The organism is Marivirga atlantica, assembly GCF_016734805.1.
Lineage (GTDB): Bacteria > Bacteroidota > Bacteroidia > Cytophagales > Cyclobacteriaceae > Marivirga > Marivirga atlantica.
The window spans coordinates 15,133-29,119 of record NZ_JAERQG010000001.1 but is presented as its reverse complement, the minus strand read 5'-3'; the positions used below and the strand labels follow the sequence as shown (position 1 = coordinate 29,119).

The 13,987-nt window shown below is 35.6% G+C and carries 14 protein-coding genes; 6 read left to right on the top strand and 8 right to left on the bottom strand.

Features of this window, described 5'->3' with window-relative positions:
- Nucleotides 1-19: 19 nt before the first annotated feature.
- Nucleotides 20-940, bottom strand: coding sequence for an App1 family protein (locus JKP34_RS00140; RefSeq protein ID WP_201916460.1), 921 nt, complete (start codon nucleotides 938-940; stop codon nucleotides 20-22).
- 216 nt (nucleotides 941-1,156) lie between these two features.
- On the opposite strand from JKP34_RS00140, the gene JKP34_RS00135 reads away from it, so the two are divergent.
- Nucleotides 1,157-2,038 carry a diacylglycerol/lipid kinase family protein gene (locus JKP34_RS00135; protein ID WP_201916458.1) on the top strand — a complete coding sequence of 294 codons (882 nt, stop codon included), beginning with the start codon at nucleotides 1,157-1,159 and terminating at the stop codon, nucleotides 2,036-2,038.
- Nucleotides 2,039-2,089: 51 nt separating this feature from the next.
- Here JKP34_RS00135 and JKP34_RS00130 read toward each other — a convergent pair whose 3' ends face one another.
- The 3 genes from JKP34_RS00130 to dnaK all read right to left on the bottom strand — a co-directional run bounded on the left by JKP34_RS00130 (nucleotide 2,090) and on the right by dnaK (nucleotide 7,074).
- Complete coding sequence (locus JKP34_RS00130) at nucleotides 2,090-2,959, bottom strand: DUF4382 domain-containing protein (RefSeq protein WP_201916456.1); 870 nt, start codon at nucleotides 2,957-2,959, stop codon at nucleotides 2,090-2,092.
- Between the two features lie 204 nt (nucleotides 2,960-3,163).
- Nucleotides 3,164-5,020 (bottom strand): hypothetical protein, encoded by a 1,857-nt coding sequence (locus JKP34_RS00125; protein ID WP_201916454.1) that lies wholly within the window; start codon nucleotides 5,018-5,020, stop codon nucleotides 3,164-3,166.
- A 128-nt stretch (nucleotides 5,021-5,148) separates the two neighbouring features.
- Complete coding sequence (gene dnaK, locus JKP34_RS00120; protein ID WP_201916452.1) at nucleotides 5,149-7,074, bottom strand: molecular chaperone DnaK; 1,926 nt, start codon at nucleotides 7,072-7,074, stop codon at nucleotides 5,149-5,151.
- Between the two features lie 176 nt (nucleotides 7,075-7,250).
- Between dnaK and JKP34_RS00115 the strand changes: the two genes are divergently transcribed.
- Both JKP34_RS00115 and JKP34_RS00110 read left to right on the top strand, forming a co-directional pair.
- Nucleotides 7,251-7,757: a TrmH family RNA methyltransferase gene (locus JKP34_RS00115; RefSeq protein ID WP_201916450.1), complete on the top strand. Its 507-nt coding sequence runs from the start codon at nucleotides 7,251-7,253 to the stop codon at nucleotides 7,755-7,757.
- A gap of 50 nt (nucleotides 7,758-7,807) precedes the next feature.
- Entirely contained in the window at nucleotides 7,808-8,938 is a 1,131-nt protein-coding gene (locus tag JKP34_RS00110) for an AI-2E family transporter (RefSeq protein ID WP_201916448.1), read from the top strand.
- A 3-nt stretch (nucleotides 8,939-8,941) separates the two neighbouring features.
- Here the strand turns inward: JKP34_RS00110 and JKP34_RS00105 are convergent, their stop codons facing one another.
- The 3 genes from JKP34_RS00105 to JKP34_RS00095 form a co-directional block, all read right to left on the bottom strand.
- Nucleotides 8,942-10,018 (bottom strand): 3-oxoacyl-ACP synthase III family protein, encoded by a 1,077-nt coding sequence (locus JKP34_RS00105; protein ID WP_201916446.1) that lies wholly within the window; start codon nucleotides 10,016-10,018, stop codon nucleotides 8,942-8,944.
- Nucleotides 10,019-10,049: 31 nt separating this feature from the next.
- A complete protein-coding gene (locus tag JKP34_RS00100) occupies nucleotides 10,050-10,640 on the bottom strand; it encodes a TetR/AcrR family transcriptional regulator (protein ID WP_201916444.1) in 591 nt (196 codons plus the stop codon).
- 99 nt (nucleotides 10,641-10,739) lie between these two features.
- Complete coding sequence (locus JKP34_RS00095; protein WP_201916442.1) at nucleotides 10,740-10,907, bottom strand: hypothetical protein; 168 nt, start codon at nucleotides 10,905-10,907, stop codon at nucleotides 10,740-10,742.
- Nucleotides 10,908-11,129: 222 nt separating this feature from the next.
- On the opposite strand from JKP34_RS00095, the gene accD reads away from it, so the two are divergent.
- A complete protein-coding gene (gene accD / locus JKP34_RS00090; protein WP_201916440.1) occupies nucleotides 11,130-11,969 on the top strand; it encodes an acetyl-CoA carboxylase, carboxyltransferase subunit beta in 840 nt (279 codons plus the stop codon).
- Nucleotides 11,970-12,016: 47 nt separating this feature from the next.
- On the opposite strand, the gene JKP34_RS00085 is transcribed toward accD, so the two are convergent.
- Nucleotides 12,017-12,541, bottom strand: a complete 525-nt coding sequence (locus JKP34_RS00085; protein WP_201916438.1) for a hypothetical protein — start codon at nucleotides 12,539-12,541, stop codon at nucleotides 12,017-12,019.
- 50 nt (nucleotides 12,542-12,591) lie between these two features.
- Here JKP34_RS00085 and JKP34_RS00080 point away from each other — a divergent pair, with 50 nt between their 5' ends.
- On the top strand, nucleotides 12,592-12,909 hold the full coding sequence (locus JKP34_RS00080) for a hypothetical protein (RefSeq protein WP_201916436.1): 318 nt from the start codon (nucleotides 12,592-12,594) through the stop codon (nucleotides 12,907-12,909).
- A gap of 47 nt (nucleotides 12,910-12,956) precedes the next feature.
- Complete coding sequence (locus JKP34_RS00075) at nucleotides 12,957-13,937, top strand: radical SAM protein (protein WP_201916434.1); 981 nt, start codon at nucleotides 12,957-12,959, stop codon at nucleotides 13,935-13,937.
- Nucleotides 13,938-13,987: the final 50 nt, after the last annotated feature.

Here is a 13,987-nt window from a genome sequence, read left to right as displayed (position 1 = left end):
TTCTGATTCATTATAGAGATTATGAATGAACCCATCCTTGTGCTTTGGCATGGGCCTCAGCTTCAGAAGTATCTTTTATGAGTAAAAGGGGTACTTTATATTTCTCAAAATCAGCAATGACTACCGGATCAATAGCGTCATGCTTTTTTATTTTCCGAATGTATACTGTTTTAATACGTTCTTTAAATTCGATTAGGGCTTTATGATAAATTAGAGGGTCGAGCTGACCATTATCACCAATTAGAATGAAATGCATATTAGGATATAAATCCATCAGCCTACGGATTTTCTGAAGTTTATGTTGATGGCTTCCACCGCCAGTAAATAGTAAATCTTTAATGCCTGACTTAAATTCCTGTAAAAGGAATGGCCCCTTTGGGATATTTCTTACTTTGAAGAAATCATCCAGAAAATCATATAAATTCCACTCGCTACTACTCACATAAAAAAGTGGATTTTTTCCTTCATGGCTCAACTGCTGATAAAACTCAGCTACTCCTTCGAAAGGCAACCTCGTTTTGGAATTCTTAGTCATTATTAGCCTAATCTTTCTAAAAAGTTGGGTGGCATGCGATACCAATATGGTATCATCAATATCTGATATCACTCCGAATTGGGGTGTTTCATTTTTAATGAGAAATTTCCCTGAACGACTGCATTGCTCAACACCTTCGGAATCACAAATTGAAAATCGGGCCGTGTGCCAACCTTCTTCAAAGGAAGATTTAGTTGTTACCCATTTACTAAAGTAGCCCAGTTCATCACAATGCACTGTAAAGGTTTCGTCATTTAAGTGTATGTCAACCTTTTCTTCAGGCAAAGGTGTACTTAAATAACGCGCCAACATTACTTTAAAGTTTTTGCGCTTTTTATCATCTGCCTCAGAAATAAAGTCAGGTCTGTCTTCTAATACCTGGCCTTTCAGATAAATTCTGTTCAAATGACCATAACCACGATAAGGAATAATCGTAGGAGGTGAAATAATCCCTAATAGCCGTTTAAAGTAAACAGCTAATCGTATATTGAGTGATCTAAAAATAGCTTCTAATTTTTTTGTAAAAAGTTTAGTTTGAATTCCATATTTAAAGAAAGCACTTAAGTAACCAGAAGCAGTCTTTGTCTAATTGTCTCATGGACTCCATGTAAATGTAATATAATGAAGAACAACCATATTTTGTTTGTAATAAACCCTAAGTCTGGAGGAAATGATAAAACCGGACTTGATAAGTTCATCGATAAAGTGTGTAAAAAGCAGGAAGTAGACTTTAAGCTTTTTTATACAACAGGTGAAAATGATCTTGAGAAGATTAAGAAATCTATTTCTGAACACTCGCCAAAAATTGTGGTGGCTTGTGGAGGTGATGGTACGGTAAATATGGTAGCTAAAGCCCTACTCAATACTGATTTAATTTTGGGCATAATGCCATTGGGCTCTGCCAACGGAATGGCAAGCGAGTTTGAAATCCCTGAAGATGAAGAAGATAGTTTAGATATTATTTTAACCGGAGAAGCAAAGGCGCTAGATGTGGTTCAGATTAATAATGAACATATTTCTTTGCACCTCAGTGATGTTGGCTTCAATGCCAAAATGATAAAGGAGTTTGAGGAGGAGCAAGGCAGAGGAAAGCTTGGTTACGCCAAAGCTTTTTTCAGATCGATATTAAACAGAGAGAGTGAAACCTATACCATAAAAACAGACCAAGAAAATTTTGAGGTTACTGCCGAAATGCTGGTTTTTGCCAATGCTTCCAGTTATGGTACCGGGGCGGTGATAAATCCTGATAGTGATTTAAATGATGGCTTATTTGAAGTGATAGTTTTTAAGCCTATACCCTTATCTGATTTTCCTTCACTTACTTTCGAATCATTTTTTGGTGATATTAAAGACTCGCCCTATGTGGAAATTCATCAGATGGAATCTGCTACCATTATTTGTAAAGAACAACAGTTGCTTCAGGTTGATGGTGAATTAATGGGAGAAGTAGAAGAAATTGAGTTGAAAGTGCTGCCTGCCGCTTTAAAGGTTATAAGGCCATAAAAAAGCCACCTCAAAGGGTGGCTTCATTCATGCACTTAATTAATACTTGATTTACAGTTCCACTGAAAGTGAAAGATTATCTCCTCCAATTAACTCTACATCTTCTTTAGTAGCTGAAATCTCTAATAAGTTTCCATCTACATTGTAAGAGGCTACATATAAATCGTATTTGCCAGCTTCGAGAAACGATAGAGTAAATAGTCCTTCATCATTTACATTGGCACTTGTAACAGCATTGGCAAATATTAAACCGTCTTCATTTTCTTCTATTTCTGATACATCATAGGTGTCATCAGCATAAGCATACACTACCAAGTTGTCAGCATTATCATAATTTACTAACTCACCTTCAATCTGAGCAGCATTATTATTTTCAACCAACCTTAATGTAGGCTTTAATATAAACTGACCAGAAGCACCTGCCTCAACTACAGATTTTCTTATATCGAAATCAATAGTTACTGCCGTTACTCCACCATCAGGAATGGTAAAACCTCCAGTAATTTTATAACCACTTTGAGTACCACTTGGCACTTTTAAGATTTGTCTGGTGCTATCATCATAAGTGATATAGTTAGCATCAGGAGTTGATTCATCAGTATTGGCTACAAGCCCGAGTCTTACTTGTCCGTAAGCGCCACTTGTTAATTCTGCCTCATCAATAAAGAAAGTTTCTCCACCTTGAAGCGCTAGTAGATTTATTGATTGAGGCTCTTCATAAGCCTTAATGGTTTGCCAGCCATCTGGTCCTGATACTTCTACATTGTTAAAAGTGATGGTAACAGCCGCTACATTATCTCCTTCTACTGGACCATCTGTTAAATAGAGTGAGGCTGTGCCTTTTCCTGTATCATCAGAAGTACAGGCTAAAGCGGTTAATAAAGTGAAAATTGAAAAAATACCTAATTGTCTCAAATTCATAATTTAAACGTTTGATGTACCGATTTAAACACCAAAATTACCTTGATGTTGTTTTAATCGATGCTTAATAAGCGTTAATCCTTATATATGTAAGGTTTATCGTATACTTAAATAATTTAAGGTAATAAAAAAGGCCGCTCAATTTGAGCAGCCTTTCATTCTTAAAAGTAGTTAGTCAGCTTACTTTTTATAGTTATCGATTACTCATTTAGATAAAGCTTTGGTGATTCTATCTTCTTGAATCACGACATCTTTCATTAGAAGGTTATATGGGAATTCTTTATGTTTTTTAGAGTCTTTAAATGCTTCTAATATTTTATATAAAGAACTCGCTTTGATAAGAGAAAGATTTAACTCGTATTCTAAGTTGCATTCTGAAACAAAGTCGTCACTAAATTCAGGAGCTATTAAGAGAGATTTGATAATATTATAACTGTTCTTTTCAGCCAGTTTGATATATGATTTTAATTGACGAGATACGGTACTGAACTTATTGTAACCCTTATCTTTGCTGGTTTTACACTCTACTAAAATGAGCTGTCGATTACCAAGATTTAATAAAATATCAATTTTATCTTTGGCAGTATTCATTTCTAGTTTAAGCTTTTCATCTACATTGAACTTTAGCTCACTAAATATCTTTTTAGTTAAGTCTTCAAACTGTAATCCGATATCAGCTTCAGGAATATTTAATCCATTTTCTTTTAAACCCTTTATATCTCGAAAAGCAAATAGCTCATAATTTTCTAAGGAAAGATTCTCTGAATCCTTATATTCTTCCAGTATGTTAAATACTTCATTCCCTCTTGTTTTGATACCTTGTGAATCACAGAATTTAGTCAAGTTTTTATCTGATATAACTTCTAAAACGTCACGCGGCTTTATATTATAGTCCAATAAATATTCGCTCTTAAGAACATTATTATCTTGCAATTCGAATTCTGCTTTTAGCAATTCATTGGTTTTAGGCAGAATAGTATCTAAATCTTTTAGTAATTTTTCATAACCTTCAATGGAAATTCCTACCCTTTCATCTCTATCAATTTCTTCAAAGTAACCTACTAAATTTTCTAATTTCTCTTCGATAGTGCTACCCTTAAGGCTTTGGCCTGTCTTTAGTCCTTTTTCAAATAGTTCGTTAATGAAATTTTTCTTTTCAGTAAGAGAAGTACCTTCTTTGAAAATGTCTGTACTTAATAAACTTTTAAAAGGAATTCCTTCTTTGATAATTTTTTTGATCTTTATTTCTACACTTTCGTCTTTCCATTTTATGTTATGCTGACGACAGGCTAGGTTAATTTGAGGCTCCCTTAAGCACTTAAGTACCCTTCGATAATACTTGTCTGCGACATCTTTATTTCTTACTCTTCTTAATATCCTTACTATCTCATCAGCAACATATACCATGTTGTATTTCTTAGAGTAAAAGATTACACCAATGTTCTTAAGTTCATTAATGATAGCCTCCGTTTCTTTTTTCTCAGCAGGAATAATCATATAGTTAATGAGCTTAATTTCTTCTTGAGATAGTTCTAGTTCGGTGCTAAGTGTTAATAGAATTGAAAGCTCGTCAGACGTAATCTTAGTTTCAAGGTTATTATCAACATCATTGGTATAAGCAGTTTGAAGGCAATTCTTGTAGATTTGATAATCTCTTAATCTTGAATTATCAATGCCGTCTGCACCATTCTCAATTGATTTTTCTAGTTCTTTAACTTTCCTCTTTAAATTCTTGAGTTCATTTTCATAAAGCCTAGATAACCACTCAGCTTTCATTATACAGTTTCCATCTCTAATAATTATATCAATAAGAATATCGAGCTGGGTATTCGTATCCTTAAATTCAGCCTTTACATAATGAGCAAATTCCTCTTTTACTAAATTGAATACTTTAGCAATATTGAGATTGTCGATATTTTTTAATTCTTTATCAGATTCACTAAGAATTTGATCTATTTCTTTTCTGTTAATTGGACTTTCGGAGATGATAGAATCTAAAATCTTTAAAAATGAATTCTTCTCAAAAGAGTTAAGATTATCGAGGATTTGGCTTAGTTTCATAGTTTTTTAATGGCTGAACAGTGAATGTAAATAACAATTTAACAAAAATATATTGGCCTGAAAATTTGAACATAAAAAAAGGCTGCTCAATTTGAGCAGCCTTTCATTCTTAAAAGTAGTTAGTCAGCTTACTTTTTATCGTCATCATTAACTTCTTCATACTCAACATCATCAACGCCATCTGTAGCATCTCCGCCACCAGCGTTAGCGTCTGCACCAGCTGCGCCTTCAGCACCGCCAGCTGCCTGCTGAGCCTGATATATTTCTTGAGAAGCAGCCTGCCAAGCGTTATTTAAACCTTCCATAGCAGTATCAATAGCTGCTACATCTTGAGTTTTGTGCGCTTCTTTCAGCTTATCTAAAGCTTCGTTGATAGCAGTTTTGTTTCCATCAGATAACTTATCACCGAACTCCTTCATTTGCTTCTCAGTTTGGAAGATTAAAGAATCAGCCTGGTTGATTTTATCGATTTTTTCTTTTTCCTGCTTATCGGCTTCAGCATTAGCCTCAGCTTCTTTTCTCATTTTTTCGATTTCTTCTTCTGACAATCCTGAAGAAGCCTCAATTCTAATTTTCTGCTCTTTACCAGTACCTTTATCTTTAGCAGATACATTTAAGATACCATTGGCATCAATATCGAAAGTTACTTCAATTTGAGGTACACCTCTTGGTGCTGGTGGAATACCATCTAAGTGGAATCGACCAATCGTTCTGTTGTCTTTCGCCATAGAACGCTCACCTTGAAGTACATGAATTTCTACTGATGGCTGGTTGTCAGATGCAGTACTGAAAGTTTCAGACTTCTTAGATGGAATAGTAGTGTTAGACTCAATTAATTTAGTCATTACACCACCCATTGTTTCAATACCTAATGACAATGGCGTTACATCAAGAAGTAAAACATCTTTTACCTCACCAGTTAATACACCACCTTGAATAGCAGCACCAATAGCAACTACCTCATCAGGGTTAACACCTTTGGAAGGCTTCTTGCCGAAGAACTTCTCAACTTCTTCCTGAATTCTAGGGATTCTTGTTGAACCACCTACTAAAATTACTTCGTCAACCTCGCTTGCAGAGATACCTGCATCTTGTAAAGCTTTCTTTACAGGATCCATTGATCTTTTCACTAAATTATCAGCTAATTGCTCAAACTTAGCTCTACTTAAGCTTCTTACCAAGTGCTTTGGTACACCATCAACAGGCATAATATATGGCAAGTTGATTTCTGTGCTTGTAGAACTTGATAATTCAATCTTAGCTTTCTCAGCAGCTTCTTTTAATCGCTGAAGTGCCATCGGATCTTTCTTAAGATCAAGACCTTCATCATTTTTGAATTCATCTGCTAACCAGTTGATAATGATTTGGTCGAAGTCGTCACCACCTAAGTGAACATCACCATTAGTTGATTTAACCTCGAAAACGCCATCACCAAGTTCTAGTATTGAGATATCAAAAGTACCACCACCTAAATCGTAAACAGCGATAGTTTGATCTTTATCTCTTTTATCTAAACCGTAAGCAAGCGCTGCTGCTGTAGGCTCGTTGATAATTCTTTTAACTTCTAATCCGGCAATTTGACCTGCCTCTTTAGTTGCTTGTCTCTCAGCATCGTTAAAGTAAGCTGGAACAGTAATTACTGCTTCAGTTACTTCTTGACCTAAATAATCTTCTGCTGTTGACTTCATTTTCTGAAGGATCATAGCAGAAAGCTCCTGAGGTGTATAATCTCTGTCGCCTATTTTTACTTTAACAACATCATTGTTGCCTGCTTCAACTTTGTAAGAAGCCATTTTTTTCTCGTCAGAAACCTCAGAGAATTTTTTACCCATAAATCTTTTCACTGATGATACAGTGTTGTGAGGGTTAGTGATGGCTTGTCTTTTAGCAGGATCACCTACTTTGCGCTCTCCTTTTCCATCGTCCAGGAAAGCAACTATAGAAGGTGTAGTTCTTCTACCTTCGCTATTAGGGATAACAACCGGTTCGTTACCTTCCATTACGGCAACGCAAGAGTTTGTTGTACCTAAGTCTATTCCAATAATTTTTCCCATTTCTATATATTTAATTCAGTTTTTGATTCTTTTTTCCCATTAAGAACAATGGGTGTGCCAATAGGATTTGGACAAATACTTTCTGACATTCTGACATTTGAAGCTTCGTATATATTAGATTTGTCAGGATGATTTTCTAAAATTGTGTCATTAAAGTCATCATTTTAAAATTATTAATGACATTTCAGAAAACACACGAGCTAACGAAAAATTCAAGTCATAATTTAGATATTGTGGTAATAGCTGAGAACATAAGAACTCCTGAGAATTTAGGAATGATTTTACGTGTTTCTGAAGCTTTTGGCGCAGGCAAAGTATGTTTTGTGGGGAGTAAATCTGTTGATTTTACCACCAAGGCAAAGCGGGCTTCAAGAAACACTCACAATACAATAGCCTTTGACTTTTATGAGAATGGTAAGAATTTACTCGTTGAGCACAAGGAAGAGGGTTTTAAAATATTGGCACTTGAAATAACCAGTAATAGTAAATCTATTGAATCTTTTGAGATAGGGGGAAGTAAAAAGCTGGCACTTATAGTTGGGTCTGAAAGAAATGGCATCTCGGAACAGCTGCTGGAAAAGGTAGATGCTACCTTTCATATTAAAATGTTTGGGCAAAACTCATCTTTAAATGTGGTCAACGCCTTATCTGTGGCATTGTACCAAATCACTTCAAATAGCTAATTTAAACAAAGCGTTGGGTTTCAGAGTTGCTATTATTTTAACCTTAACCTATGGAACCTGGAAACGCCCAAAGCAGGTATTTTTTAACAAGCCTATCTTTAAAGATATTTCTAATTGGCAGTATTTGTCTGTTGCTTTATTTTGGTAAAAGTATTTTTATTCCCTTATCAGCGGGCTTATTGCTTTCCTTTATTCTGCTTCCTGCTGTCAGGCTGTTAGAGAAAAAAGGAATAAACCCATCAGTTTCAATCGCGCTGGTTATTGTCTTGTTGGTTAGTGTATTAGGTACCATACTTTATCTTTATGGAAATCAAATAGTTACCATAATTAAGGAGTTTGAGTCTTTTCAAAAGAAACTCTTCAATACAGTGTCTGATGTAGTCAATTTTATCAATAGTCAATTTGATCTGAAGAATAAACTGGAAACACCGGAGGTTATTCGTGAAGCGAAGGAGCTGATCAAGAAGGGTGATTATGATTTGGTAGGAACGGTTGTGAAGAAAGTGCTTACCTCATTAGGTAATGTTTTAATTATCATTGTTTTTGCCATTCTTTTTCTCTCTTACAGAAAAGGTTTGAAAAAGGCTATAAAATCTTTTGGAGCTGGTTTTAAAGAAAAGGAAGATCTTGGTATTGCTGTTAATGAAGCTTCAACTGTAGGCAGAAATTATGTGTTAGGCGTAATGCTTTTGATCGTTGTACTGACGGCACTAAATACAACTGGTCTACTTATTATAGGGATAGATTATCCATTGTTTTTCGGGTTCTTGCCAGCAGCCTTGTCGATCATTCCTTATTTCGGTTCTATAATTGGAGCATCTGTTGCAGTAATCTATGCATTTTTCAATTATGACTCAATGTTCTATCCACTGAGTGTTATAGGCTTATTCTGGCTTAGCCAGATTCTGGAAAGTAATTACCTCAACCCTAAAATTGTAGGAGGTAATCTTAAAATTAACATTCTATTTGTCATCATCTTTTTGCTAACTGGCCAAATGCTCTGGGGCCTACCAGGTTTAATTCTGGCAGTTCCTCTGATGGCTATTTTCAAAATATTCTGTCAGCATTTCCCACCTCTAAAACCAGTAGCGCTGCTCATAGGTAGTGAAGTCCACGAGAAATCCGTGGACCAACCTAACATTGTGATTAAGTTTGTGAAGAAATTATTTAAGCAAGGTTAAGCTTTATATTCTGTAAACTATTGCATTGATGTGCATACCTGCACCTACTGATGCCAGTACAATATCATCATGCTCTTTGACCGAGTGATTGTCAAGATCACCTCTTAACAGCCTGTCGAGCATTACAGGAACAGTAGCAACAGAATTATTCCCATATTCCTGAATGGTCATAGGCATCATCTCTTCAGCGGATAAAGGGATGTTATAAAGTTGACCGAGCTTTCTTAAAATGGCAGCATCCATCTTTTCATTAGCCTGATGGATCAATACTTTTTTAATATTCTCCAGAAATATACCTGATCGCTTTAAGGCTACTTGGATGCCTGCGGCTACTTCATCCAAGGCATATTCATAAATTTTGCGCCCTTTCATTTTAATATATCGTGCATCTTTTGGCAAATCAGTATTGTAAGACGGACCCATAGCTAAATAGTCTAATTCTTCATTAGCGTCTGTTCTATTGGCGAAACCAAGAATTCCTTTTCTATCGTCATCATAAGAAGCAGATACAATAGTTGCACCAGCTCCATCAGAAAATATCATACTGTCTCTGTCATGAGGATCAACACAACGGCTTAAAGTTTCTCCACCAATTACCATGATATTCCTGCAGAAGCCACTTCTAATCATTTGATAGGCCTGAATAACTCCTTGTACCCAGCCAGGGCATCCGAAAAGAAGGTCGTAACAAACAACATCAGGGTTTTTGATTTGAAGCTTGTTTTTTACTTTGGCCGCCAAACTGGGCATGTTGTCTATTCTATTAGTTTCATGTTCAATATCGCCAAAGTTGTGCGCGTAAATGATGTAATCAAGCTCTTCTTTATCTATTGAACTATTCTCCAATGCTTTTTCAGCTGCTCTGAAGCCCAAATCAGAATTTAGTTGATCATTATCAGCATATCTTCTCTGTTTGATTCCTGTTATTTTTTCAAATTTTTTGATAATCACCTCATTAGGGACATCAAAGGGCTCCCCATTTTCTTGCAGAAAAGAGTGATTCAGGAAGTCTGTGTTATCAACTATATTGGTTGGTATGTAAGAACCAACACCATTGAAAATTACATTAGGAGTTTTCATATATAATAGTTTAGTCTATTTGCTATTCGATTTATATCATTCTTACAGCATCCCAACAAGCATCTGCTGCTTGTTCAATGCGCTCAGAACTTAATTTTTGTTTATGATCTATTTGAAGTTTGGCTAGTGAGGTAATAGGTCCATATGTCATGGATATGATGGTATAAACCGGCATGTCTTTCATTGCTTTGGCTCTTTTGGCTTCAATAAAAAACAACATAACCGGAGACATGATCATAAAGCTTTCCTCTCTTGTAAGCTTGCTCATATAAGAAGCGTATCTATGCTGTTCAATGAATTGAAATTCTTGCGGATGCTTCATGAAATAGTTGATGAGATTCATCCAAAGATGCTTGAAGCGCGCTTCAAAGCTGGCAGTTTCTGTATAACCTTCCAACATGGCATGCATTACGCGTCTTTTAATTTCAAGAAAGAGGCTATTGATTAGAACTTCCTTATTGTCGAAATATCGGTAAATAGTTCCCGCTCCCACACCAGCTTTTTCGGCAATCATTGATATAGGAGTTCCGTGAAAGCCATATTCAGAAATGCATTCAAGCGTGGTTTCTAGAATTAAAGTCTTTTTGTCAATCTTATTTAATGTAGCGGAATGAACGTTCATTCCGCCAATGTCAAAAGAAATTCTCTTTTTTCAAAACTGACTTTAAATTTCTAATAATAAGTGGGTTATAATTTGTTGGTATTGTATAATTTGAAGTCTTTAATTCTTTCTCCAGGTGTTTTTTCGTTTTACTGATTTTACATCTTTTCCTTTATACTCATTCCAGGTCTGTTGAGATTGAGAAACTCTGGTGGTGGGCGTGCATGATGACATGATAAGAAGTAAAGTAAAAATGAATATGAGTGCTTTAGCCAAATAATGCTTCATAATGAAATATTGATTTATTCATTCATGAAACGCTGAGGTTGCTGGAATGATTCTGCTAATCGATGCAGATGTAAGTCTTATCGATATTTTAAGTTGGTTCATCTGCTTCAAGAGGCTGTTACAATGTGTGCTATTATGATGATTTACCTTTATGTAAAATGCAATTGGTAATTAAGAACCAATTGGTTTATCTTTGTTGCCACACAAATCGAAAATTAGTGTATGGCTTGGTTTAAGCGACAAAACAAAGGAATATTAACACCTACTGAAAATAAGAAAGAAGCGCCTGACGGCTTATGGTATAAAACGCCTAATGGAAAGATTATCCATATGCGGGAGTTAAAGGAAAATGCCTATGTAAGTCCTGAAGATGATTATCATGTAAGAATTGGCTCAAAGGAATATTTCGAAATTCTTTTTGATGACAATAAGTTCACTGAGCTTGATAAAGATATGACCTCTGGTGATCCATTAGATTTTGTGGATAGCAAACCGTATCCTGCCAGGATTAAGCAAACGCAAGAAAAAACAGAGCTTAAAGATGCTGTGAGATCTGCTCATGGTAAAATGAATGGTCAACCAATTTGTATTGCCTGTATGGATTTCTCTTTCATTGGCGGCTCAATGGGCTCAGTAGTTGGTGAGAAAATTGCCAGAGCTATTGATTATTCCATCAAAAAGAAAGTACCATTTCTAATGATTTCTAAATCCGGTGGTGCCAGAATGATGGAAGCGGGTTTCTCTTTAATGCAGATGGCTAAAACATCCGCTAAGCTAGCGCAGCTTTCAGAAGCAAAAATACCTTATATTTCTTTATTAACTGACCCAACTACAGGAGGTGTAACGGCATCCTATGCCATGCTAGGCGATTTCAATATTGCGGAACCAGGTGCGCTCATCGGTTTTGCAGGTCCAAGGGTTATTAGAGAAACCATTGGTAAAGATTTACCTAAAGGCTTCCAAAGTGCTGAGTTTGTTAAAGACCATGGTTTCCTGGATTTTATAGTTGACAGAAGACAGTTAAAGAGTAAACTAACAACTTTACTCAAAATGCTGAGTTAACAGTAAACATAGATGATATTATATAAGGTGACTTTGGGTCACCTTTTTTATTTAATCTCACTTATTATTTTTCGTGCTCTGGATTTATAACCCGCTGTACCGTATTCATAATTGGCTTCTAAAAGTAGCGCTAGTTCGTTAAGTAGTTCTGGGTAAGGTTTTGCTAAATTACTAACTACAGTCATTGCAAAAACTTGAATAGCTACGGCTTCCTTTTTATCCTCCAATATTTTGAAACAAAAATCAATCAGCTTACCGTGATATGCTTTCGGAATAGGTTGAATTTGAAGTAGTCTAAGAATATTTCTTTTAAGACTATCCTCATTAGTATTGAATAGTATTGAGATTAATCTTTCAATATGTGGTGCAAGGCAAAATTGATCGAGCGAGGGAAAAGCCATCAATACCCATGAAATCCTTTGTCTAAGCCTTAAATCCTCGGAAAGAAATTCATCAATAACCAAATCAACAGATGCTGGTTGTTTATATAGGCTTCGTGCTAATCGAACTCCATCTTTTTCGGTGAAATTTTCTGGTGTCAATATTTTGTCTCGAAGCTCTTCTACAACCATTTTTCAAATGTTTGTGTCTCAATTAGTGAACCTAAATTATAAATAACCTTATGAAAAGAATACTTTCTATCATCCTTTTATTTATTTGTTTGTCTATGGCTTTTCAATGTGAGAATGATGGTACTTCTGAAATGGTAGAAGCTGAGATAATATTCACTGGTTTGGTAGCTGCCGATGGTTGCGGTTGGTTGCTCGAAATTAACGACCAAAGTTTTAGTCCAGTCGAGCTTCCTGAAAGCTTCCAAAAAAAGAATATTACAGTTCAGGTAATGGTTAAATACCTTGATTCTGCTTTCCAATGTGGGATGTCTCCTGATAATAAAATTCCTCAGGTTGAAATATTAAAAATTAAACACCTTTCAGAATAATTGTCATCACTCATTGTTAACTGCCTTTTTGCTGCGTAGCTTTGATTATGCGGCTTATTAAAAAACCGGTTTTATGTAATTACTATCTCACTTATCGCTGCAATGCTAGCTGTTATTTCTGTGATATTTGGGAAAAGCCAAGTCCTTATGTAAAGTTTGATAACCTGAAACAAAATCTTTTGGGCCTAAAATCCTTAGGCGTTAAAGTAATTGACTTTACAGGCGGTGAACCGCTACTGCATCAAGAACTTCCAGAATATTTATCCTATGCGAAGTCGCTCGGCTTCATGACAACGGTAACAACTAACTGTTTGCTGTATCCAAAAAAGGCGGAGCAGCTGAAAGGTAACGTAGATATGCTCCACTTTTCACTTGATAGTTTTGACAAAGAGGAGCATGATACAGGTAGAGGAGTGGCCTGCTATGATTTCGTTATGGAATCTATCCAAATAGCTAAGCGGTTAGGTGAACGACCAGATATCATCTTTACAGCGATGAATAGCAATATTGATCAAATTGAAGATATATATCTTCAAATTTGTCTACCCAACAATCTAGTCTTGATAATTAATCCGGTATTTGGTTATAACGATATTGATGATGGTGGAGCATTATCTGAAGATAACTTAGACAGGCTTTCGGCTTATGGAAAAATGAGAAACATCTATTTGAACGAAGCTTTTATTGATTTAAGAAGAAATGGAGGGAATAAAGTTGCCGATCCGGTATGTAAAGCAGCTAGTTCAAGTATAGTGATTTCACCATTCAACGAATTAGTAGTTCCGTGCTACCATCTTGGTAAAAAGAAATTTCCCATTGATAACAATTTGGTTCAATTATATAATTCAGCCGCAGTTCAACAACATATTTCTTTGGAAGGTAGAATGCCGGAATGTGAGGGTTGTACTATTAATTGTTATATGCAACCCTCTTTTGCGGTTGAAATGAATCAATATTTTTGGAAGGCGCTACCATCTACCCTAAAGTATAATAGCATGAAGGGAACATGGAAAAGCATGCTTAAATAAATTAGTAAATGAGCTAACTTTTTTAAGAAACATCTTGTTACAGTACCGAT